Here is a 24,868-nt window from a genome sequence, read left to right on the forward strand (position 1 = left end):
ATGAATATAGAAACAAAAAATATAAAATCATTTCATAACCCTAAAATAAGTTTCAAAAAGATTCCAAAAAAAGAAGCAGTAATAAAAAAAGTCCGTGAGAATGAAATATTAAGACCCATTCTTGAAAAATTAGAATTTACAGATCAAGAGATTATGGATTCCTTTGCTAATTTAGTTGACTATGTTAATGAAGTAAAAAATAGCGAAAATGAATTATTTTTAACTAATATTAAACGTGGATATAATGATCAAATTATTTTTAGTAAATATTTAAATCCTAATTCGCCACATGCAAATGAATTTAAAATTGCAAATAACTTAAAACTAAAATATATTACCTCCACTACCACAAAAAAACTTTTAAATGAAATTCAAAGCAATAGCAATAGTGAATCAGGTTTTCGTGATTTGATGCAAGCTAACAATTTAAAATTAATTTTTAACAATCAGTTCAAAAATTTTACATTAGTAGGTTCATCAACCAGTTCGAGAAGTTTAATGCTTTCTGCGTTAGCAAATCAGATCGCCACTATGGATAAAACCGTTGCATATTTAAATATTAATGATTTAGATACTGAAATTAAATCATATTTAAATAAATCTAATACACAATTAGAAATTCGTGAATTAATTGATAGTATGTTAAAATTAGATGTCATTATTTTAGATGAATTTGGATATAAAAAGTTTTCGAATTGATTTTTAGAAATATTTTTAGATCCCTTGTTAAGTGAATGTATTATTAATAAAAAAACTGTTATTTTTGGTTCATATTATCGTGCTTTTATTTTATTTAAGCATTATTTTTTCAGGGAAAGCAAGTCTAATAACCCGGAAAAATTTGAAAAAAATACAATGCATCAAAAACTAATAACTAATTTTAAAAAAATAATGTGCTCATATACTGATGAATATTTAGATCGAACATTTGCAAACGAAGTTTGAATCGGCAACAAGGAAGACAGATAATGAAAATTATTTTAGCCGGAACACCAGAATTTGCTATTAAACCTTTTGAGGCAATTATTAAAAATTTCAATGTTGTTGCGATCGTTAGTCAACCAGACAGGCCAGCAAAAAGAGGGTACAAGTTGCAACCAACAGCAACTAAACTTTTGGCACAAAAATATCAAATCCCTTTATATCAACCTGAGAAAATAGGTGATATTTATCAAGAATTGCAAAATTTAAATGCAGACATTTTATTAACATGCGCTTTTGGTCAATATATACCTATGAAAGTACTCAAATTACCTAAAATAGCATCAATAAATATTCATGGTTCTTTACTACCTAAATATCGTGGAGCAGCTCCAATTCAACATAGTTTGCTTAATAATGATTCTGTGACCGGGCTTTCTCTGATATATATGACTAAAGAATTTGACGCAGGTGATATTTTGTTTGAAGCTGAAATTGATATAAATCAACGTGATACATCAGATTCTTTATTTAAGAAGCTTTCACAATTAGCAGCAGAAAATATTGTTGAATGATTAAATAAAATTTCAAAAAATGAAATTCAACCAAAAAAACAAGATACCAAATTAGTGGTTTTATCCCCTAAATTAGATAAAGCTGATGCATTGCTAACTTTTCAATTAACTAAACAAGAAGCATTTAATAAAATTCGTGCCTTTAGTAGTAATCCTGGTGCATATATTATGTATCAAAACAGACGTTTAAAAGTTTTTTATGCATATTATGAACCAATAAAAAACGCAATAGAATTAAAATTTAGTGACGGGAGTTTATACGCAAGTGACTATCAATTTGAATCTAAAAAACGAGTCATTTTAAAATAATGTTATATAATTAAAAAATGAAATATAAAAATGGCGATATTGTCGTGGCAAAAGTTCATAGTATAGGTCTAAAATATGTAAATTTATGGACCAAGAATGCGACAAAATTTTTAATTTTACATGAAGAAGTATCAGATTTTAAAGGAAAAAAAATTTACGATATTTTTAAAATAGGAGATATCGTAAATTTTGTATGTCTTTCATTTAATGAAGAAAAAAATGAGGGTTATGGAAGTTATAAACTTAACCACCACCGTGAATTAAAAACAAAATTTTCGTATAAATTGAAAGAAACTCCTAACGGTTTCAATAACTTAATTAATTTCTTTAACGGTGAAATTAATGATTGTCAAAAAGAATGTTGCATTGATAATAAAACTGTATGTCAAAAATAAAATTTCATGCTTCATATAAACCAAAAATAAACACTAATATAATAGAGGATTTTAATTATGAATTGCTACAAAAATTAAAATCTTTAAATTTTCAAGGATCAGAAAATTTAGGTTTTGATGATATCGCCATAAATTATAGTGTTAAAGGTTTTAATGATATTATTGCGCAATGTGATTTGTTATATAAAAATAATATTGAATATCTTTTAGTTGTCTCATCAAAAGAAACTGAGCTAATTTTAAAAGCAGCTATTAAATTTATTTTTGGTCCGAATGATTTTAATGCTGATAAAAAAATTAAGTTAATTTTTATTAACAATGAAGATACCAAAATTAATATACAAAAAAAGGTTCATTATTATTTTCAATTATCTAATATCAGTTATATGGGTGTTATGTTTTTAGATGTTTTTTCTGATAATAATAAAGAAAAAAATATTTGATTAGTAGAACATATTCTATCTAAATTTAATCAACAAGCTAGTGATTTTTTTATTAAGCGTTTGATTTATTATATAGGCAAAAAAGAATGATTTTCATATTTAAAGAAATATAATATCCCTGAGAAAAATATTTTATTTGTTTCTAGTAGTGTTCATAATAAATATTCCTTTTTTTCAGAGATTTGTCTTGTTATTTTAGCGACTCAAGGAGTTAATTTAACCAAATTAATTCATGGCTATAAAAGTGTTTCGGAATCACTAAATTCGGATGAACAATATTTTAATAAAGCATTAAGTTTAGTTTTGCATTTGATTAATTTTTATGAATTAAACACCGTCGATAAGACAAAATTAAATTTATTTGTAGGTTATGATAGTTTCTTGTTTGAATTAGTTAGTGTTTTCGCTTTGCATTTTAATTTAATTACAATTAAAGATAAAGTGTTTAATGATAGTTGTATTTTCCCTGAAAATATCTCATCAATTGGACAACCTGTACTTTCAAATGGTTTAGAAAAGATTTTGTTTTATTTTGTTTTTGACCGTAAATACTTTGATTATCGTTCATCATCGAATGTGGATTATGATGATTTATTAAGTAAATTTTCATCATTTACATTTGATGAATTTAATAAAATAAGTTTGAATGCATTTGACAATTATTTTGTTTCTTATACTGATAATTCTAAATCGGTAAGGTTAGAGATACAACAAAACGATGAAGAAGCCTTAGGAGAATTAATAGGAATTTTATATTGAGCTAAAATCTTATATTGTATTTATCACGATAGTAATCCATTTGATTAAAAAACGCAGGACATCCTGCATTTTTTAATCTATAACATAAACTTTCAAGTTGATTTTATATAAATAAGACCAGAAAATAGAGAGAAGAATTGTGCTATAAATAATGGAATATTCAAAATCATAATTATTCAATAATCAAATTTAATTGATGCTAACGGTTGTGCAATTATTAAAAATAATAAGATAATTGGGATAGCAATGCTCATAAGCATAGTTTTTAATTTCCCTCAGTAGTTTGCCGCAACTTCTTTATTATTTTTAATTAATAATCCACGACATCCATCAACAATTAAATCTCGGAGAATAAATAGTAGAGTAGATCAAATTGGTGTGTAAGAGATGGCAGTTAGATAAATTAGGGCTGTAGTAGTAATCATTTTATCAGCTAATGGATCTCATAATTTTCCGAATGGAGTTATAAGATTCTTACTTCTCGCTATTTTTCCATCAAAATAATCCGTAATCATTGCGATAATAAAAATTAAAAAAAATAAAATGTTAGAAATAAAAAAAGTGACGGCAGTTGGAGAATTCAATTTTTCGTTTAAAATGAGCTCGCTTTGATGAAAAATAATGGTGTTAATTGTAGCTAAAATAATTATCGGAATAACTAAAATAATTCTCAATAAAGTTAGTTTATTTGGAATATTTAAAGTTTTTAGAAATTGCATATTATTGGTAAAGTTTTTTATTATATGTTTCTTCAAAAGTCGCTTCAATTTCTTCTTGTGATTTCAATTCAAAGAAACTAGTGCGCTGTACTTCTTCTAATTCTTCTTTAGCTAATTTAATGTTTTTTTCAAAGTCTGATAGTAAATTTGGGATTTTTTTATCTCATAAATTTGAATTTAAATCACGTAATCTTTCTATTTCTTGAACTTCTTTAGTAAAGCTTGGATTTTGGATGATAAAGTTCTTAAATTCATATTCATCTAATAAATCATCTAATATATTTTTTGTTGTATTATTAATTTGAGACATTTTTAATTTACCAATACTTACAACAAACTCAGAGTGTGTTTTGCGATTTAATTGAATTAATTTATTAATTTTGACTGTTGTTTCATACCAATAAATTTTAGAATTTTTTTTAAATTCAGCCGTAGCGGCCTTAGTTCTTTTACGTTCTATACGACTTTTGATATATTGGAATAAAAAATATCCAAGTAATAAAACAAAAATTACCCCTAAAATTATTCATAGCGCGATATTTCCGCCGCTAATTCCGCCAAAAGGACTACTAGTACCGGTTGATTCTTGATAATTTAAAATCATGCTTCTCCTTATTTTCTTTTAATTTGTAATCTTCACTTAAAAGTTTTTTCAAAACGACATTTAACCGCTATTTTTTCTTTAATTTCATCAATGTTAGGCGCTTTATCTATTTCACCTTTGTTTAATTGCATTAACAAATCAAAAAGCAAGGATGTTACTAAATTTTTACTAATTATTTCTTTGCTTTCTGGTTTTTCATAAATTACAAAACCACCATCTGAAAGTCTTTCATGTATTGTTGTTTCGGTACCAGAAACCATTTCCTTCATCTCTTTTTTTAATACTTTTATTTCGTCTGATAATTCATTGTAACGTTCTGCTAATAATTTTAATTTTTCTAAATCTACTGTTTGAGACATAATAACTCCTAAAGACTAATACCTACTGGTTGAATAAGCTGTTGATTCAATATTTCATACATCCTTACGACCTTTTCTAACATTGGTTGTGTTGTAGTTATTTTGCTTTCTAAAACACCGGATGCGTGCGCTGCTCATAAAACGAATAAATTTAAACCAAAGAAGATTAAAGTTGCAATTGCGTCAGAAAGTGTAGCAAGAATTGGTGCAGACATCACTGCGGGGTCTTTTTTAAGTTTAATTGCAAAAAGAGGGATGGTAGTTCCTAAAAATTTAGCAAATATAACAACAAATCACAACGAAAGCGAACTCGCAATAATAATAAAAGATAAAGTTCCTCAGTTACCGACTTCGCGTCTAAAATATGGGATTGCATAATAAATATATAAACGAGCTACATTGACAATAAACATTATAGAGCCAATAATTAAACCAACATTCATTTCTTTAAAAATGACTTTTTTGTATTGTTTGCTATTAAAATCGCCTAAAGCCGCCGCGCGCGTGATAGTGGTTGAGGATTGTGATCCGGCATTTCCGGCGGCACCACTTATAATTGGTATCAATGAAACAATAACGGCGGTTGAAACTGTAATTCCTAAACCGTTAATAAAGTTTTCGCTTAAATCAGTAAATTCTTGAATAATAAATTGTGACATTGTGGCAGAAATCATTAAAATAATTAATCATAAGACGCGAGATCTAACAATACTACGAATTGTGGTTTTTAAATAATTTTCTTCCGCTGCTTGTGGGTTAATTCCAGCCATTTTATAAATATCTTCAGTTGCTTCATCTTGAATAATATCAATAATATCGTCAGATGTAATCATACCAATTAGTCTGTTGTCAGACGTAACAACCGGTAGAGTTGATTTATCATGTTCGGAGAAAATTTGGGCTGCATATTCTTTATCATCAGTAGGTTTTAAACTTGTAACGGCACTATAAACATCTGAAAGTAAGATGTCTTCATCACTAAATACTAATTCCTCTAAAGTAACATCACCTAACAATTTACCTTGATTATCAACAACATAAAAATTATAACCCATTAAAATATTTTGTTTGTAATCACGGCGGATTTTAGTGATTGCTCGTTTACAGGTTCATGTATCTTGCAAAATAGAAATATCAACGCTCATATAACTACCGACTTGCTCATCGCTATATGATAAAATTTGGTTGATTTTTTCTCTTTTTTCTTTTGGTGTTTGTGAAAGAATTTTGCGTGTTAAATTAGCGGGAAGTTCTTCGATTAACTCAGCTAGTTCGTCGGTTTCAATTTCTTGTAGAACTTTAATACCTAATTCATCGGTAAATAAACTAACTAAATGAATTTTAATGTTTTCGTCTAAGAAAGAGAAAACTTCGGCAGCTTCATCGGTTTTTAAAATTCTAAGCAAATAAATTTGTTTTTGAGATTCTAATTTTTCAACTGCTTTAGCAAAATCAGCGATAGGTGTTTCTTCTTCTAGTTCCCGAATTTTTTTAACATTTTTTTTATCAATTAGATTCTGGAGTAATTTTACAAGATTTTCAATATTAATTTGTCTTAAATCGTTTTGCATACTTACTCCTTAAGATATTTGATTAATTGTTCTTGGAATTCATTGATTTCAATATTTTGAATTGTATTTTTTTTAAGTATTTTTACACCACCGTTTTCTTCAGAAACTACTATTGTAACGGCGTCTGTTTGTTCGGAAATACCTATAGCGGCGCGATGTCTTGAACCATAATCTGAATTAACAGATTTACGAGTAATCTTATAAAAAGTAGAAGCATAATAAATCTTATTATCACGAATAACTACTGCTCCATCATGTAATGGAGAAGTTTTGTTAAAAATGGAGATTAATAACGAGCTAGAAATGTTTGCATCTAATACAACACCATCTGTGCGGAGGTTGTCAATATTTTCACTTCCTTCAATGGTTATCAGTGCACCGATTTTATTTTTGGATAAATATTCTACAGTTTCTCGCAACTGGTTAATTAAACGAATTTGACTACTTTTACCTAATTTATCATATTTAGTCCTCTTTAATTTTAAAGAAAATAAATTATGTAAATAAGGCCATAAAATAAATATTCCGATAATCAATAACATTAATATCGCTGTTGAAACTAAAACAACTAATACAATCAAAATTATGTCCATAGGACTCCTTTTATTACAAAAAAATTAATCAATACTTACCAATTACAAATTTTAAATCAATAATTGGTAAGTATTGAATGTAGACATCGACTTAAAAAGTTTTGCCAATAAAAAATGCAATTAATAATAAACCAATAATAATTATTAAAGATAAACTCGAAAAAAAGATATTGATATAGAGTCTTCTTTTGTATCATGGTAGTTGTTTTTGTTCTTCAAAATAATTATTTTTTTGTAGCTTAAGCTTACTTTTTGCGATAGCATTAGCGATTTCTTCTTTTCGAAATTGTATAAAGCGATCTTTATGTTTTTGTGACATAAATCCCTCCTTTTATTGTGTTATTTTTATGTTGGTTTTATATTATTTTATTAATTATAATATTTTTTTAGATTTATACTTATAAAAAGATATCAAAATAAAAAATAATAGACAAAATAATACTAAAAATAATTTAATTCATGCTTATTTAATAGCAGTATAGTACATTTTTAAATGAAAAATTATGAACTTTTTTAAAAAACCAAGTAAATACTTCTTATGAAAAAATGATTAGGTAGTAATTGAAACAAAGCAAAAGATAATAGTATAAAAATTTTTTTAACTAGAGTTCTAAAATTTAAAGACTTATTAGACCGCTTGCAAATATAAAAACAAATGCACAAATGATATTTAAAGCGAACTAAGCAAATATTTAGGTTTAAAATTAGTTAATTTCTAGTTTAATTATACAAAAAAATTATAAACATAATATGAAACAACAAATAGACCAAAGAGATTGTTCAATTTATGTCTTTGAACATTTTGCAAATAAATATTATGGTGACAGCATAGATATTAATGAATTAAAATTAAATATTATCTATGATGTAAACGGAATTAGTTTAAAGAATTTACAGGATTTAATTAAAAAGTTTTCTTATCAATTGCAGAGTTTTAAATGTAATAGCAATGATTTTGAAAAAATTGATAATAGTGAATATCCTTTTGCAGCAATTGTCAATAACAACAATATGTCACATATGGTTTTAATTAAACAACGAAAAGAAAATAAATTAATAATTTATGATCCTCAAATTGGTGAAAGTATTATTTTAATAAATGAGTTTTTAAAAACGTTTGCTGAAATTATTATTTGTTTTCAAAAAACTTCACAACACATCACTAAAGAGATTAAAACTCATAATAAATTTCAGTGAAAAGGCATGACTCTTTCGTTTAAACTAATAGGATTTTATTTATTACAAATTTTAGTTTCATTAATAACTCCACTAACATCGAAATATGTTTTTGAAGCAATTATTCCGTATCATTTAAAGATAGAATTATGGATAATGACCGGTTTTTTTGTTGTAATGTTTTTGTTAAGCATCTTAATTCAAATTATGTTGATGCGCATTTTTGAACTAAAATTTCTTAAGAAATATAATCAAAAATTTCAATCCTTAATTCAAACATGAATTAGTGAAAATATTAAATTAATTAATAAACTCAATAGTATAGAAATTAAAAATCGCATTAATTCATTAAGTAATTATTTAGTGTATAAACAAACTTTTTTATCGAAAATTATAGTAAATTTAATTAGTTTAATTCTTGCATTAATAATTATTTTAAGCATTAACAAGCAGCTTTTAATAATAGTTGCTTGTTTTGGTATTATAACATCGCTATTTTCATTTATTTTTATTCAATGGTATAACAAATATAAAAACATCATAATTAATGATGCACAACAGCGCGACAAGGATATGGATAACTATATAAATTTATTGAAAAATAACTTTGAATCAAACTTAATCAATTTTTTACAGAGTAATTTATTGAATAATTATACTAACCATATATTAATGAATTCTAGTTTTAATATACAAATGCAAAATTTTAATTATTTTGAGCTCTTTTTGGATGTTTTTTATCCTTTTTGCATTTTGATTTATGGTGCTTACCAAGTGTGAAATAATAATTTGCAAATTTATCAACTACTTTTCTTTATTACTGCGTCTAATTTGTTTATTAAACCATTAAAATTCATTCCAGAAGCATTTAAAATGTATAAAGATTATCGGATCGTAACATCATTGTTAAAAATATTTAATGCACCAAGTAAGCAAGAAAATTTGGATCTATATTTAGATAAAATAACTAAGATTCAACTTTCATATGTTTCTTTTTCTTATCATAATGATCCTAATTTTAATACTATTAATATTCCAAGAATGATTTTAAATAATAAACATATTATCAGCGGTAATAATGGGTGTGGTAAGACTACGTTATGTAATATTTTGAGCGGCAAATATCAAAATGATTTTGGAGAAATTTTAATAAATGATGTACCAATGAATCTACATAAAAATTTTAATATTCGTGAGAAAATTTATTATATTGGCGATAAGGCAGAAAAATTAGATATGTCAATTGCTGAATATTTAATGATAAAAGACATACAAATTTTTCAGCAAATTATGTTGAAATTTAAACTCCACTCTATTTTAGAGGCAGCATCATTAAATGATATAAAAAATACTAATATTAATTCATTATCTAGTGGACAATTGCAAATTATAAAAATTCTAAGATTATTTTTAAATGATTATGATGTAATAATGTTAGATGAAGCGTTTGAATCGCTTTCTGAAGAAATTTTTAAAATATTAAAAATAATTATTTATGATCTTTTAAAAGATAAAATTGTTTTAGAAATCAGTCATAATCATAAGTATATATTTAACAATGCTGAGGTAATACAAATTGAAAAAGTTCAAAATTAATTTTTTTGAATACTTATTATTACTCTGCTTAATATTGTTATTTGTATACTTTATATATTTGATTTTAAATACCTATATTGTGAATTATAAAATTGTTATTATTAAATTTAATGATAACACACTTAGGCTTAAAAATATTACATATGCTGAACTTCAAAAATCTAATTATCAAATAGAATTCATTGATAAGGAAAAGTTTTATCAATACATTATAAAAATACATGAAGTTGGTGAAAATAATGAGATTATAATTTCTAATAAAGACTTAGAAAGCTATTTAATTAATCATAACTTAGAATTTATATCAGTAAAATTAATAAAAAATAGAACATTAATATATCAATATCTTTTTGATTGAATAGTCAGGTTGTTTAGATAATGGTATAATTATAAAATGTTAAATTATAACATTGAATTAAACGTTTCGAATCGGTCAAAGAAGGTTGTTTTTTTTGAAAAAGAAATGAATGAAATTTTACAAAATTTTGCTAAATATTTTAAAATTAGTCCAAAAAAAACGATTATTTTAGATGTTAGCTTTGTTTCTAAAAACAAAATAAAACAGTTAAATTATTTACATCGTGGTAAAGATTGTGTTACTGATATTTTATCTTTTGGTTTTGACCAAAAAGATTTATATCAAAAATTACCAATGTATTTTTTGGGTGAATTAGTAATTTGTTGAGACAAAATGCTACAACAAGCCAAAGATTTTAATCATTCGATTCGTAGAGAATTTTGTTATTTATTTACTCATGGTTTAGTTCATCTACAAGGTTATGATCATGAAATAGAAGCAGAAAAAATTCAAATGGATGCTATTGTAGATAAAATTTTTAATCCATTAAAAATTTCGAGGGAGAAATAATGAAAATTGATATCAATGAATTAAGGAATTTGTTAAATAAATCATATTGTCCGTATTCTAAATTTCATGTTGCGGCAATTGCAATAGATAAAGATGGTAGACAATGGCCAGGAGTTAATGTAGAAAATGCTGCTTATCCATCTGGTTTGTGTGCTGAGAGAAGCGCATTATTTGGTTCTGTCGCTTTAGGTGGTAAAGTTGGTGAGTTTAGAGAAATTCACATTATCTCTAGTGGTGCATCTATTGTTAGTCCGTGTGCTGGTTGCCGTCAGGTAATGACGGAATTTATGCCTACCGATGCGCTAGTATATCAATATAGTAACGACGCAAAATCGGTTCGTATTAATAAATTGTCAGAACTTTGTCCTTTTCCTATAGTTCCGGAAAGTATTAAATAATGAAAATTTGTTTTGTAAGTATCCTCGGTCGTCCTAATGTTGGTAAAAGTAGTTTGCTAAACGCTATTATTGGTTATGATGTAGCTATCGTAACTGATACAGCACAAACAACTAGAGATCAGATTGTAGGCATTTACACAGACGAAGAGTTTCAAATAATTTTTATAGACACGCCAGGAATTCATAAACCTGAAAATAAACTAGGTGAAGCGTTAAATAAAAGTGCATATTCATCTTTGGATGATATTGATGTGTTAATTTTTTTATCTCCATCGGACGAAAAAATTGGGCCAGGCGATAAGATGATTTTAGAAAAAATAAAAGATAGACAAAATAAAATTGCATTAATTTCTAAAATCGATAAAATTAAAGGGAGTCCCGAATTAATTACTCAAAAAATAGCGCAATTACAAGAGTATAATTTTAGTCATATTCTCTCAACATCTATTAAGAATACAAATTCAATTAATGCTTTAATAGATGTTATTAAAACTTATGCATATCAAGGACAAGCACAATACGATCCTGAATATATTACTGATAAATCAATGCGTTTTATAGCAAAAGAAATAATTAGAGAAGCAGCAATTAATCAATTATATGATGAACTTCCACATTCAATTGTAGTGGAAATTAATGAATTTAATGAAGAAAATTCAGAACATATTTATATTGATGCGATTATCTATGTTAAAAAAGATTCTCAAAAAGGAATGTTAATTGGTAAAAATGCTTCAATGATTAAGTTGATTGGTAAAAATTCTCGTTTAAAAATTGCACATCAGCTTGGTGTAGCAGTTACACTAACTTTAAAAGTTAAAGTAGCTAAAAAATGAAATGATTCAGATACATATTTATCTAAATTTGGATATAAATAAAACTTCAATTATTGATATTGAAGTTTTATTATTTTATAAATATTCGTCAATTAACTCTTTAAGAACTTTTTCTGAAGCCTTAAATGTAGCATAAATATTAGCTAAATCATATGGAGTGAATGAGCTAGTATTTCCGTCATTATTTTCTTGGTATATGCTATTGTTGTATTTTAAGAAAGAACCTTTTTCTATAATAACATTTGAATTGTTTAATTTAGCATAATATGCATCTCTAGCTTGTTTTAATGCTGTTTTCTTAACATCAACATCGTTGGCGTTTGTATCAATAGCGTCTAAAGCCGCTTGTGAGGCTTCAAAATATGCTTTTTCTAACTCTAAAAATTCTTTTTTATATGCTTCTTTATCTAATGTAGTAGATTCGTTTGCACTTGAAATGTCTTTGTCGTTAAAATTAGTAATAGCAATATTTTTTTCAGTTTTAACTAAGTTAGAAACAACAGCAGAAGTTGTATTATATGCTTCTGTATCAGGATTAGATTTACTTAAAGATAAATTATTGGTTCATTTACTTAAATCGTTTATGTTTCATTCGCGAATTGATGCTAATAATTCTTGGGCCGGCACATAATAACTTAATTTTTGTGCTTTTTGAATTTTGTTTTGGAAAGTAGTTATACTTGAATTTTCATCAGTAATGTATTCATCTAATTTTGAAGTAACAGTATTTAAAGCATTTTTAGTGGTAGTTAATAAAGTTTTCAATTCATTGAACTTTGCATTAAAATCAGTATCACTAATTGAACCGGTTTGTAGTTCGTTTAGTTTGTTTTTTAATTCAGGTGAAAATTTAGCTAATTCAGTTTTTATTTGGTCGTCACTATTAAATTCGCCATTTTCAGCTATAGAAGTGGCTACCATATCTAACATTTCTTTTAATGCGTTTGTGTTTGTTGCAATATATTGCTTTTTATTTGAAACTGTTTCATCCGAAGCATAATCGCTAGGAATCTTTGATAATCATTGTGTAACTTTTTCTTTATTTTTTGTATATTTAGCAACATTAGCCTTGGCATCATTGATTTGAGTTTGATATTTTCCGTTATCCTTAGTATATCCTAATAAAGTTTCTAGCTCACTAGAGTGCGGGTCTAAACCTAATTTTTCTCAATACAAAAAACTTTGCTCTAAGAATTTTAATTTTTCTTGTAACATTCTAAGTTTTAAATATTTATTAAATGCTTTTAAAATGTCAGATTCATCATCGTCTTTTACAGAGTTATATTCGGTGTTAAATCTAGAAACTAATTGTTCTATTTTTTGATTTTTAACTGTATCTGTTGATGAATCGGTGCTTTTCATATTATTTAATTTGGTGATTGCAGCATCGATTTCTGTTTTTATTTTGTTGTTTTTTTCAACTACTTTTGTTTTGTCTTCCTGCATTTTTTGAGTAGTTAGGGTGAATTTGGTTTTTAACTGATTTTCATAATCTTGAAATAAACCTAAGAATCCGTGTTTAGTATTTTCAATAGTTAAATATTGAAATTTAGTGAGATTGTATACAATATCAAAAAAAGGTTTGTTTAGTTTTCTATAAAAAACACTATCAAAGTTTTTACCGAGAGATTGGTAGTATTTTTTATATTCATCAAAGATTTTACTTGTAATAGGTTTTACTTCTTTAATAAATTGTTCATCTGTGATTCTGGTCGATAAAGGAAACTTACTTATTACATATTTTACGTGTCATATAGTGGTATCTACTGATACCCCTTCTGCTGTGACTTTAGAATTTTTGTTTTCAATAAATTTGTCTCAATATCCTGATTCAACGTTATTGTAATTGATGAGTTGTTCTAAAAAATTCTTTGAGTTAGTTTTAGCGTTTTGATATGCACTTAATATTTTATCAAGTTCAGCAATTAAACTGGTTTTTGTTTGTTCTTGTTTACTTGCATCACTACCAAAACTAGATGCTTGAGCATTAGAAACTGCATTTTTTAGGCCTTGTAAATCTGCAATTCTTCATTCAAATAGTAGATTCATAAAGGGTTCGGATTCATCGTCTATGTTTATTGTTTTATTAAAGCCAAGTATAATCCCATCAAAAGCGTTCTTTAATAAATTAAATCTTTTGATTTCGCTTAAAACAACATTTTGATATTTATCCAAATCCTTAACTGTTTCGGTAATGGAATCTTCAATTTTAATTTTTCTTTCAACAAATGATGAAAGAGTATTAACTTGGGAAATAATGCTTGCTGGTGTTTGATCTAAACTTTGCAATATAGATAATAATTTATTTAAATATTGAGATTCTATTTCTAAAAGTCTATTATAACCGTGTTTACCAGAAATTGTTCTTGGTAAGAAATTCTTTTTAAGTGCCCCAATTTGTTTTTGTAATTCTTGGATTTTTTGTTCTTTTATTGTTAACTGTGTAGTGGTTGAATCACCTTGTTGATTTTGACTAATAGTTGGTTGTTGAATATTTGAATTTTTTTGATCATCTGAGGTAGTTTGATTGCTTTTAGGTAGATTTTTAATTTCATTTTGTAATTTTTCAACTGATGTTTGTAATTGAGCAATTTTATTTAATTTAGCAAGAATATCATCTGAATCTAATTTAAATAGTTTTTGTAATAGCTTATTATAAAAATTTTCTAAATCTAATGCAGTCAGATGTTTTTTCTTTTTAAGTAAATCAAATTGAGCTTTTTGTTCTAAATAAAATTGTGGTTGATTATAATATAGATTAACTTTTTCTAAAACGCTATTGATAGCGTTGGTTTTTGCTTGTCTTTCTTTATTTTGTTCTGAGTCTTGCTGCTGATGTTGATTTGGGGCACAAGCAACGGCTATCAATGTAGGTAAACTAATGATAGTGGTTGTTGTAGGAATAATAATGTGTTTTTTAATTTTAAATTTCATTTATATTGTATTTTCCTTTTTTAAATTAATAATTTTAATAATAATTTTGAATTAGTGTTTTAACATATCTGCGACTTCTGCCGCGAAATCTGATTGTGTTTTTTCAATACCTTCGCCAACTTCAAATCTTATAGCAGACACTAACTCACATTGACAATTTTTAAGGTAATGCGCCACTGTTATACTGTCGTCCATAACGAAAGGTTGTTTTTCTAAGACAAATTCTGAGAGTTGTTTACTGAGTCATCCTTCTTGAATTTTTTCTTGAATTTTAGCTGGTTTTGAATCAAATCCTACCGGTTTTTCAAAACTTAATTTAAGTTTTTCTAAACGTTCTACACTTAAATCTGAAACAAGCGCAACTTCTGGGTTCATTGCTGAAACATGCATTGCAACGTTTTTAGCAATATCGGAATGACTCCCTTTGATTTTTACAATTGCAGCAACTTGATTGTTTACGTGAACATAAACTCCAAGACTTTCGTCTGATTTTGCTGATACTCTTTTTACACGACGTAATGAGATTTTTTCACCAATTACTGAGGTTGCTTGTAGAAGTTCTTGTTCTACTGTTTGTTTGTTTTCTAAAACTACTACTAAAGCTTCTTCTAGTGTTTTCGCTTTAGCTTTAAAGATAGCGGTTGCAACCTTTTTAACTAATGATAAGAATTTTTCGTTTTTAGCAACGAAATCAGTTTCAGAATTAATTTCTATTAAAACTGCTGTTTCATTGTTACCAACAGCGAATACTGCACCTTCCGCAGCGATTCTCCCGGCTTTTTTAGCGGCCTTAACAATTCCGTTTTCTTTTAGTCAATTAATTGCGGCTTCGATATCATAATTAGTAGCTTCTAAAGCTTTTTTTACATCGATTAAAGCCGAATTAGTTCTTTGTCTCAATTCTTTAATCAATTCTAATTTATTTACAGACATTTTTCTCCTTAATTATTCATTTTGTGTAGTTGTGTTTTTTGATTGAAATTTTGGTAATACTACTTTTTCATCATCTTGGTAAGCAAATAATTGTTCTCCGCCTTTAGCTTTTGTAATTGCGTCAGCCAAAATGGTCATAATTAAAGCGATCGATTTAGAAGAATCATCATTTGCAGGAATTCCAAAGTCTACTGAATCTGGATTTGCGTTTGAATCTAATAATGAGATAACTTTAATTCCTTTTCTTTTTGCTTCTTTAACAGCAATTTCATCATGTAATGGATCTGCTACAATCATTACGTTTGGTAAGTATTTCATTGTACGAATTCCATTAAGGTTTCTGTGTAATTTGTCTAATTCTTTTTTGAATTCTAATGCTTCTTTTTTGGTGTATCCTTTAAAGTTGGTTGCGTGTTTTGCTTCTAATTTTTCCATTTTTGAAACACGTTTCATAATGGTTTCGTGGTTAGTTAGGGTTCCACCTAACCATCTTTCAGTTACAAAGAATGAATTTGTTCTCTCGGCAGCATTTTTAACTGCTTCGCGAGCTTGTTTTTTGGTTCCTACAAAAATAAATTTAGCATTTTTTGCTGCTAATGAATTTATTAGAGAATAAGCAAATTCCAAATATTTTTGAGTTTTAAAAATATCTATAATGTGTGCGCCTTTATTTTTTTTGTTTGGCACAAGATATTCTTTCATTTTAGGATTTCATGCATGGCTTTTGTGTCCAAAATAAGCACCTGCTTCTAACAATTTAGTTCTTGAAACAATTGGATTTTTAGCTTCCTTATTTTCTTTTGGTTGTTTTGTTTCAACCTTTTCTGTTTTTTTGTTTTCTGTTGACATATTTTCCTTTTAGTTTGTTTTAATCTAAATGAGTTTTTCTGACGCCTAGCACTGAAATTATAGTTAGCACACCCAAGCGAATCCAAACTCATCGTTTATAAATGTTAAGTTATTTAAGTAATCTTATTGTTAAATATAATATTACAATATAAATTTTATCTTATTTTGTGATCTTGTTATTCTGAGTGTATGATTTTTATTTGTCTATCTTATAGCAAAAAAAGTTTTTTAAATTAAAAAAACCAAAAACCACAAAATTTAAAAGGCTTAAATTTAGTAGTTTTTGTTTTGATTTTATGACTTAACTTTATTGAAATAATAAGTAGTTATAAGACTTAAAGTTTTATCATCAACTGGTTGTATTGTTTCGTGTATTGTATTACTGTTATCAATAATTTCATACATATTAATTGCAGTTTGATCTTGTCCATCAAATTTATCTAAAAAGTAATATCTAAAAACAATTTCATAATCTGTAATTGATGAAGGTGTATAGTTAATAAAAGCAAAATTATTTAAGTTTGGATAATCTTCTAAAAAATCTTCATTCCCTAAATTGATATATGTGATCGAGTTTGCTAATCAACTAAATAATGGATTTTCATCATTGTTTAATTCATTGACTGAATCCGGGTAATTGTCTTTTAGAGTTTGTAAATTAGAACTTAATATTCAAGCAAGAATGTTTTCAAACTGTGAGCTTGTTTTTTCTTTAAGAAAGTTATTGATGTTTTCAATGGTAAGATTTAATATAACATGTTCGTTTTTGATTTTGATATTATCTTTAAACAATTTCAAAAGGTTATCTATAAATAATGCGTGGTTTTGGCGTAAATATTTCTCAATTAAATGTGGTGCATAATTGATGCGTTGTTGTGAAATATCTTCATTTTCGTTATTTGATAAGTTATTTTGATATAAATTTCTAGTTTTATAAAATTCATTAAATTTTTGTTTGTTGGTTGGGATGCTTAAATCAATAATTTTAGCTATATCATTAATAAATGTTTGATAATCATTGATGTTAAAACCAAAAATTTCATTTTTGTGCGATTGATTATATTCGCTAAATTCTTTTTTCTTTAAATCTTTTCAAACGTTCATCACATAGTCTTCTGTGATGATATTTTGAATCTTTTGTAATTTTATTTGGTTATTAACGCTATTAGATAAATCTGGAATTAAATTTTGAGCTTTTAAATTTTTATATCTAGTAATAATATCTTTGAGATATGAAAAATGGCCTTGTGAGATGATGTTTAAATAATAATTTCTTTGAGATTCTTCTAATTTAGAAGTAATCACTAAACCATCAACTAATAAAATGTTTTGACTTGGTTTTACAGCACGAATTTCATCGTCAGTTACTCCGGTTTTGAAGTTATCTTTAGCATAATATGCATCAATTACGTCTCCGTTGTACATAATCGCCGCATTAACATCTGGTCTTTTGGGATTGATCAATTCATTTACAATTTCTAAACCATCTCCTTTTAGAGTGATGTGTTGTGAATTACGAACATCATAACCTGTTCCATCTTTGATTAAATCTGCAAATGCATCAATTAGAATTTTATATGTTTTGTTGTTTTTGTTGCTTTCATCCAAATCAACTGCACCACTAAAATTAGTGTCTGTACGTTGTCCGTTCGGACCGCTTGGTCAATATGATGAACCATAAAGCATATTATCTCTAACTGCATCGGTTATAAGTCACTTATCAAAACCATTTGCACTTAGAGTTTTTAAAACATTGATAATTGCATATGGATTAGTTATTTGTTGACTTTTTGAATTACCACCGATAAAATTATCACGATATTTGTCAAAATATTTTTCAAAATTAATACTTTCGTCATCGTTTATAAAATCTTCATATGCTTTATTATTTTTGTATTTAGGTAGTTTTGTAATATCTATTTTGTGAATGTTATAAGCGATTGCCATGTCTTGCGAATAATATGGATAAAAATATTCTCATAGTTCATTATCGTTACCGATTTGATACTTTGCGAGGTGTTTTCATACTTCAGAACGCATCGTTAGCTTGACATAATTGCGAATTTCATTACGTGCCGCTGCTGCTTTTTGAAATTCTGTACTTACTTTTGTAAGTTGTAAATCTGATACTTCATTAGATTTGTTGGCTTTTAATTGAGTTAATTTTAGAAGTTGATTTTTAAGACTGTCATATTGAGTATAAATTTTAAGTTCAGGGAGGTTAAATAAAATTGAGTAATCTAATTTTGAAATTAAATTATTTTTAATTAGTTCTACTGTTAAAAATTCCGAACCTATTCCTGCAACTGTTTTATTGTTTCTAAGCGCATTGCTAAATTGATTGATCTCGTCAAATTCTTTATAATCAAATGCCTCTGAGAGTTGGTTGATATTATATTCTGACATATAAGCTTTATAATTAAAGAAACTTGGTTTGAAATGGTTGGTAGTTTTTAGGGCCGCTGTCGAAGTAATTATAGCTGTTGTTGCTGCTAAAGTTGCTGTGGTTAAAATAACTTTGGTTGTTTTATGTTTCATTATTTTTTCTTTGCTTTATATAATGCATATCCAACATTACTAATTAAGGTCATAAAAAGGATAATTGATCCAATTACTAAACCTCAAGGTTCAAATGCACCTTCATAAAGTTTAGTTCCCAAGGTTGTTGCATTTGAAGTTGTTCTTGCGATAATAAAATCATCAAAACTTAATACTGATGTAACCACAATAACTGTAATAATAGATGGAATCATATGAACTAAGTAGGTTTTAAATCATGCTCGAATTTTTGAAAAACCTAAATCTTGCGAAGCTTCAAAAAAGTTATTATTAAATTTTTCACTTCTAGGTAGCATTAATGAAATTCCGTAAGGTAATGCCATAATTGTATGTCCGATAATAAGTCTTCCAAAACCTTCGCGATCTACCGCAATGATTCCAAAAAATAAACTAAAAACTAATACCAAACCTAAGGCAGTAATATTATCCGGATTAATTAATGGTATGTTAGAAGTAGCAGTTAATGAGGAGCGCATTAATTTATTTTTAGAACGATATAAAGCGTATACAGTTATTAAACTAATGATAACAACTAATGTACTTACAATAATAGCTAATAAAATAGTGTTAACTAACGCTAAGCCTCTGCCTGATTTGAATAATGATACTCAATTTTCCCCTGTCCCACTAGTTCAAGTCGGATTAAATTCGCCTTTTGGAGTAGGACTATTGAAACTAAATATGACTCCGAAGAATAATGGAACATAGACAATGCTTAAAATAATATAAATATATGTCTTTCTAAAAAAGGATGATAATTTACTCATAATGAGCCCCCTTTTTTAGTTTAAAAATAAGTTTTGGAACTAATAAAAATAATGAATAGACACCGATAAAAATTGCTGACACAACAATAACTAAAGCTGAACCACTACTTAAATCGTATTTGTTTCCTGGATTTAATTTAGAGTTAATTAAATCACCGATAAGTTGTTTTTGCGATCCGTCGGGTAAAAGTTTTGCAGACACCACGAAAGTTGTTGCTGAAGCTAAAAAAATCATTGCTAAACCACTTAAAATCGCTTTGGTACCATAAGGGACAATTACTTTAAACATAGTTTGAACGTTGTTGTAACCTAAATCATTACTTGCTTCAATAATGTTTTTTGGCATATCTTTGAACACGGTATATAAAGGCAAAATCATTAAAGGTAAATTTAGATAAGTTAAACCGAAAATGATGAATAATTCATTGTTTAAAGTCTTTGGATTGTTATGAAAAATTGCTAAAGCTAACCCTTTGATTGAATAGATTCTAGCAATGGTAAAAATTGCCATTGGACTAATAATTAAACTTAATGCAAAAAGTTTAAAGATTTTTGATTTAGAGGTAGATACGAAGTATGCATATGGAAATCCAATTAATAAACATAAAACCGCAGAAACCAAACCGATTCAAAGGGATCTGCCGATAATGTTTCATGTGTTTGGTTGTTTAACTAAAACTCATGGATCAAATTCGAAAGCGTTGGTTGATGTAAAAGCACTTATTATAATCATTAATACCGGAAGTAAAATTAAGAAAATCGCAATAAAAAGATAAGGAAGAAATAATCACGCTTTTTTGTCGAATTTAAATAATGCTTTAATTTTTGAAGACATTAGAAGTGTAGTCTCACTTTGGATCTTTTTTCATTAAGTGTATTGAATCAATTGTTCAACTTAAAAATACTTTTTCATCTAAGTCAAATTTCTTAGATGTTTCAACGTAAATTGTTTCTTCATCTTCAGTTTGGATTTCTAAGTAGTAGTAACTTCCGCGGTATGAAGTTTCTTTCACTCAACCTACGATTTTTCCGTTCAAAGAAGTTGGATTATTTGTAATGTCGATATCCTCGGGACGAATTAAAGCATCTAGAGTTTCGTTAGCTGAGAATTCGTTAAGTTCATGAATGGTTTTAAATTCTTTACCGAGTAATTTTACATAACCATTAGCAGTGAATTTAGCATCATAAATATTAGAATCGCCAACAAATTTTGCAACTCAAATATTGACAGGATAGTCATAAATGTTTTTTGGGGTATCATATTGTTCAATTATTCCGTCACGCATAACTGCGATACGGTCTGAAAGTTCTAAGGCTTCATCCTGATCATGTGTTACAAAGATGAAAGTTAGTCCTAATTCTTGTTGCACACTTCTTAATAAGACTTGCATTTTTTTACGGATTTTAGCATCTAAGGCACTAAGTGGTTCATCAAGTAATAAAATTTCGGGTTCAATTACTAAACTACGCGCTAGAGCAACACGTTGCTTCATTCCACCTGATAGTTCAGTAATTGTTTTGGTTTCATTTCCTTTTAAACCAACTAAATCAATGATTTTTTGGATTTTTTCTCTCATTTCTTGTGAAGTCATCTTGCGCTTAAAATATCTGTTTTGAAAAGCTTCTGTATTTTGTCTTACGTAGTTTTCTCAATATGAATACTTAAAATCCGAATCATCTAGTCAATTTTGTCTTTTTTTGTATTGATATGTTCCTGGAGTAATGGTTTTAAGTTCTTGTATATATTGCTCTTGAATTTGATCTAATTGTTGCATTTTTTGCTCAGCTTTTTGAGTTCATTTTTTAATTTTATGCTCTAAAAGATGAATGTATTTTTCATTTACTTCTTGTTTATTAACTCTTTTAAGTTTAAGTCCATAAGAAATATTACCCTCTACATTAAGATGTGGAAATAGTGCGTAATCTTGGAAAATGGTTGACACATTTCTTTTATGTGGTGATAAATCTTTAATATCATGACCATTAAATAAAATTTCCCCACGGGTTGCTCATTCAAAACCACCAATCAAACGTAATATAGTAGTTTTACCAGAACCAGACGGCCCTAATAAAGTAACAAATTCGCCACGTTTAATTTCTAAGTTAATTTTATGTAAAACGGTTTTATCATCAAATTCTTTAACAACTTCTCTAAGTTGAATAATATTTTGTTTATCTTTTTTTGGCTTACTTTTATCATTAGTGAGCATTGTTTCTCCTTTCGAAAATAAATAAATGTTATTTTATTTTCTACAGGGAGACGGTATCGAAAAGATTCTCACAGTATTCTTCTATACTATGAGAAAGTGAAGGATATTCTAAATCAGTAAAATTGCTTAAAATGCTTTTTATAGCGATTTTTTGAATTAAAATATTTTTGTTTTTCATATTTGATTATTATATATTATTCATAGAATAATATATATAAAATCTAATAATTTTTTAATCTCAAATCACCTTTTAAATCATATTAAAAAAATAAAATTAAATATTTTAAAACATTATAAAAATGATATAAAATTAAATAAATACAGAGCCATTCTTAAACCTTAATATTCATTATTAATTTAATTATTTTTAAAATTTAAGAAGTTCTTAAATTTATTTACTTTTTACTTATATATTTAAAATTTAAGTTAGGAGACTTAATGAGTTCAAATAATATTCCTACAAAAATTATTGGCTTAGGTGGTTTATTAGAAATTGGTAAATCTACCTTGCTTATAGACCATAATGATCGCATTTTTATAATAGATTCTGGAATTAAATTCGGTGATACATATAATACAGGTATTAAGGGAATTGTTCCAAGATATGATTATCTTAAACAACCAAATAAAAAAATTGAGGGTATTTTTATCACACACGGACATGAAGATCATATTGGTGGTGTCGTTTATTTATTAAAACAAACAAAATTAAATAAGATCTTTGCTCCGAGAATTGCAATTCAATATCTCAAACTAAAATTCGAAGAACATAAAATTACTAAAAACATTGAATTTATAGAGATCAATAAAAATGATGTTTACGAATTTGAGGGTGGTTGCAAGGTTGATTTTTGAACAGCACAACACTCAATTCCTGATGCTTTTGGAATCAGAATTACCACACCTAATGGTTCTATAATGTGTACTGGTGATTTTCGTTTTGATTATACTCCAATTGGTAATTACACAGATTTTGCACGTTTAGACGAAATTGGAAAACAAGGCTTAACAGCATTGTTATCAGATTCGACTAATGCAATGCGTCCAAATCATTCGCCTTCAGAAAGTGATATTTTAACTGATATTGAAAAAATCATGTTAGAAGCAAAACAAAAAATAATTGTTACAACTTTTGCTTCAAATTTAACAAGGGTAAAAGTAATTATTGAATTAGCTGCTAAATTGGGCAAAAAAGTTATTACTTTTGGTCGTTCGATGATACAAGGTGTTAAAATAGGTCGTAAATTAGGATATATAAAAGTAGGAGATGATGTTTTAATAGACAAAAAACAACTTAATAATGTTCCTGATAAAGACTTAGTAATTTTAACTACCGGATCTCAAGGTGAACAACTGGCTGCATTATCTCGTATGAGTTATAACAAACATGCAACAATTAAAATAACTAAAGGGGATGTCGTTATTTTTTCTTCTAGTCCGATTCCAGGCAATCGTATGATTGTGGAATTATTAATTAATCGTTTATATAAATTAGGTGCTATTATTAAAGAAAATGGTGTTGATGGTTATTTACATACATCAGGACATGCTTATAAATGAGAGCATGATAAGATTTTTAGATTGACAAAGCCAAAATACTTTTTACCTTATCACGGTGAATACCGTATGTGCGTAGTGCACGGACAAACGGCAATTGATAACGGAGTTAAACCAGAGAATGTTTTAATTTTACAAAAAGGTGAAGTATATGAAATGTTTAATGAAACTATTTATAAAACACCACAACAAATAGATTTTGGTCCGGTTTATATTGATGGAAATAAAGTTTTAACCTTAAATGCTAATATTATTAAACAAAGAGAATTGCTTAAAGAATCTGGCTTTGTAAACATTGTCTTTTTAATAGACAAAGAAAAAAATATGATTATTGGTAGACCTCAAATTATTACCAGGGGAAGTTTCTTTGTAAAAACATCACGTGAGTTAGTTGATGAAGCACGTAGGGTTGCACATGGTGCGGTATTGCATTCAATCAAAAATAACAAAGAATGAAGTGTAGCAGAATTAGAAAATATTATTATCGATCGATTATTAAATCTATTTTATAAGGAAAAACGTAGAAACCCGATTATTATACCAACGATTATTTTTAATAACGAAGAACCTGAAACAGAGTTTTTAGAATGTAAAATTAATTTTATAACAAGTAAACAACGCACAGAAGAAACATTACCAAATATTAAGAGTGATATTTCTGCTCCCGTTAAAAAGACGCGTTCAAGCAGTAAATTAAAACAACAAAAACTTTTAGATGATTTAAAAGGTGAAATCTTTGGTGATGTAAGTATTGATGATAACTTAGACGAAGAAGATGAAATATAAAAAACAGCAAACCTTACATTTGTTGTTTTTTTATATTATTTAACTAACTCGCCAATTACGATTTTGAAAATTTTCTATAAAGCAGCTATTGCGTTATTTTTCTCTCTAAGTTTTTTAAACTTAGAAATTTTAATAAATAAAACTTGGGAAT

At 27.1% G+C, this 24,868-nt stretch carries 23 protein-coding genes; 10 read left to right on the forward strand and 13 right to left on the reverse strand.

Annotated elements, in window-relative coordinates:
* From BCF59_RS03025 to BCF59_RS03040, 4 genes are read left to right on the forward strand one after another with little or no spacing between them, the layout of a single operon-like run.
* Entirely contained in the window at positions 1-969 is a 969-nt protein-coding gene (locus tag BCF59_RS03025) for an ATP-binding protein (protein ID WP_134111111.1), read from the forward strand.
* Positions 969-1,805, forward strand: a complete 837-nt coding sequence (gene fmt, locus BCF59_RS03030) for a methionyl-tRNA formyltransferase (protein ID WP_134111113.1) — start codon at positions 969-971, stop codon at positions 1,803-1,805. The genes BCF59_RS03025 and fmt overlap by 1 nt, the downstream gene beginning before the upstream one ends.
* Positions 1,806-1,822: 17 nt before the next feature.
* On the forward strand, positions 1,823-2,200 hold the full coding sequence (locus tag BCF59_RS03035; RefSeq protein ID WP_134111115.1) for a S1 domain-containing protein: 378 nt from the start codon (positions 1,823-1,825) through the stop codon (positions 2,198-2,200).
* Positions 2,188-3,450, forward strand: a complete 1,263-nt coding sequence (locus tag BCF59_RS03040; protein WP_134111117.1) for a hypothetical protein — start codon at positions 2,188-2,190, stop codon at positions 3,448-3,450. The genes BCF59_RS03035 and BCF59_RS03040 overlap by 13 nt, the downstream gene beginning before the upstream one ends.
* A 29-nt stretch (positions 3,451-3,479) precedes the next feature.
* Here the strand turns inward: BCF59_RS03040 and pgsA are convergent, their stop codons facing one another.
* The 6 genes from pgsA to BCF59_RS03070 form a co-directional block, all read right to left on the reverse strand.
* A complete protein-coding gene (gene pgsA / locus BCF59_RS03045) occupies positions 3,480-4,121 on the reverse strand; it encodes a CDP-diacylglycerol--glycerol-3-phosphate 3-phosphatidyltransferase (protein WP_134111119.1) in 642 nt (213 codons plus the stop codon).
* A gap of 1 nt (position 4,122) precedes the next feature.
* Complete coding sequence (locus tag BCF59_RS03050; protein WP_134111121.1) at positions 4,123-4,725, reverse strand: MHJ_0274 family protein; 603 nt, start codon at positions 4,723-4,725, stop codon at positions 4,123-4,125.
* Positions 4,726-4,733: 8 nt separating this feature from the next.
* Positions 4,734-5,084, reverse strand: coding sequence for a hypothetical protein (locus tag BCF59_RS03055; protein WP_134111123.1), 351 nt, complete (start codon positions 5,082-5,084; stop codon positions 4,734-4,736).
* Between the two features lie 8 nt (positions 5,085-5,092).
* Complete coding sequence (gene mgtE / locus BCF59_RS03060; protein WP_134111124.1) at positions 5,093-6,655, reverse strand: magnesium transporter; 1,563 nt, start codon at positions 6,653-6,655, stop codon at positions 5,093-5,095.
* Between the two features lie 2 nt (positions 6,656-6,657).
* Complete coding sequence (locus BCF59_RS03065; RefSeq protein WP_134111126.1) at positions 6,658-7,248, reverse strand: diadenylate cyclase; 591 nt, start codon at positions 7,246-7,248, stop codon at positions 6,658-6,660.
* Between the two features lie 91 nt (positions 7,249-7,339).
* The gene (locus tag BCF59_RS03070) at positions 7,340-7,567 is read right to left on the reverse strand and encodes a hypothetical protein (protein WP_134111128.1); all 228 of its coding nucleotides are present in this window, start codon (positions 7,565-7,567) and stop codon (positions 7,340-7,342) included.
* A 431-nt stretch (positions 7,568-7,998) separates the two neighbouring features.
* Here BCF59_RS03070 and BCF59_RS03075 point away from each other — a divergent pair, with 431 nt between their 5' ends.
* The 5 genes from BCF59_RS03075 to era are packed head-to-tail and all read left to right on the forward strand — an operon-like array spanning position 7,999 to position 12,164.
* Positions 7,999-10,020: an Mbov_0121 family peptidase domain-containing ABC transporter gene (locus tag BCF59_RS03075; RefSeq protein WP_134111130.1), complete on the forward strand. Its 2,022-nt coding sequence runs from the start codon at positions 7,999-8,001 to the stop codon at positions 10,018-10,020.
* A gap of 34 nt (positions 10,021-10,054) precedes the next feature.
* Positions 10,055-10,399 (forward strand): hypothetical protein, encoded by a 345-nt coding sequence (locus tag BCF59_RS03080; protein WP_408634110.1) that lies wholly within the window; start codon positions 10,055-10,057, stop codon positions 10,397-10,399.
* A 15-nt stretch (positions 10,400-10,414) separates the two neighbouring features.
* Positions 10,415-10,888 (forward strand): rRNA maturation RNase YbeY, encoded by a 474-nt coding sequence (gene ybeY, locus BCF59_RS03085; protein WP_134111134.1) that lies wholly within the window; start codon positions 10,415-10,417, stop codon positions 10,886-10,888.
* Positions 10,888-11,286, forward strand: a complete 399-nt coding sequence (cdd, locus tag BCF59_RS03090) for a cytidine deaminase (protein ID WP_318025683.1) — start codon at positions 10,888-10,890, stop codon at positions 11,284-11,286. Before ybeY ends, cdd begins: the two co-directional genes overlap by 1 nt.
* A complete protein-coding gene (gene era, locus BCF59_RS03095) occupies positions 11,286-12,164 on the forward strand; it encodes a GTPase Era (RefSeq protein WP_134111136.1) in 879 nt (292 codons plus the stop codon). The genes cdd and era overlap by 1 nt, the downstream gene beginning before the upstream one ends.
* Positions 12,165-12,197: 33 nt before the next feature.
* Here the strand turns inward: era and BCF59_RS03100 are convergent, their stop codons facing one another.
* The 7 genes from BCF59_RS03100 to BCF59_RS03130 all read right to left on the reverse strand — a co-directional run bounded on the left by BCF59_RS03100 (position 12,198) and on the right by BCF59_RS03130 (position 22,374).
* Positions 12,198-15,056: a hypothetical protein gene (locus BCF59_RS03100; protein WP_134111138.1), complete on the reverse strand. Its 2,859-nt coding sequence runs from the start codon at positions 15,054-15,056 to the stop codon at positions 12,198-12,200.
* A 51-nt stretch (positions 15,057-15,107) separates the two neighbouring features.
* Positions 15,108-15,989 (reverse strand): translation elongation factor Ts, encoded by an 882-nt coding sequence (gene tsf / locus BCF59_RS03105; protein WP_134111140.1) that lies wholly within the window; start codon positions 15,987-15,989, stop codon positions 15,108-15,110.
* A 12-nt stretch (positions 15,990-16,001) separates the two neighbouring features.
* Positions 16,002-16,838: a 30S ribosomal protein S2 gene (gene rpsB, locus BCF59_RS03110; protein WP_134111142.1), complete on the reverse strand. Its 837-nt coding sequence runs from the start codon at positions 16,836-16,838 to the stop codon at positions 16,002-16,004.
* 294 nt (positions 16,839-17,132) lie between these two features.
* Complete coding sequence (locus BCF59_RS03115; RefSeq protein ID WP_134111144.1) at positions 17,133-19,376, reverse strand: hypothetical protein; 2,244 nt, start codon at positions 19,374-19,376, stop codon at positions 17,133-17,135.
* Positions 19,376-20,164 (reverse strand): ABC transporter permease, encoded by a 789-nt coding sequence (locus BCF59_RS03120; protein ID WP_134111146.1) that lies wholly within the window; start codon positions 20,162-20,164, stop codon positions 19,376-19,378. Before BCF59_RS03120 ends, BCF59_RS03115 begins: the two co-directional genes overlap by 1 nt.
* On the reverse strand, positions 20,157-20,999 hold the full coding sequence (locus BCF59_RS03125; protein ID WP_134111147.1) for an ABC transporter permease: 843 nt from the start codon (positions 20,997-20,999) through the stop codon (positions 20,157-20,159). Before BCF59_RS03125 ends, BCF59_RS03120 begins: the two co-directional genes overlap by 8 nt.
* Complete coding sequence (locus BCF59_RS03130; protein ID WP_134111149.1) at positions 20,983-22,374, reverse strand: ABC transporter ATP-binding protein; 1,392 nt, start codon at positions 22,372-22,374, stop codon at positions 20,983-20,985. Before BCF59_RS03130 ends, BCF59_RS03125 begins: the two co-directional genes overlap by 17 nt.
* 438 nt (positions 22,375-22,812) lie before the next feature.
* Between BCF59_RS03130 and BCF59_RS03135 the strand changes: the two genes are divergently transcribed.
* The gene (locus BCF59_RS03135; RefSeq protein ID WP_134111151.1) at positions 22,813-24,717 is read left to right on the forward strand and encodes a ribonuclease J; all 1,905 of its coding nucleotides are present in this window, start codon (positions 22,813-22,815) and stop codon (positions 24,715-24,717) included.
* Positions 24,718-24,868 lie beyond the last annotated feature (151 nt).

Source organism: Mycoplasmopsis mustelae (genome assembly GCF_004365095.1).
GTDB lineage: Bacteria > Bacillota_I > Bacilli_A > Mycoplasmatales > Metamycoplasmataceae > Mycoplasmopsis > Mycoplasmopsis mustelae.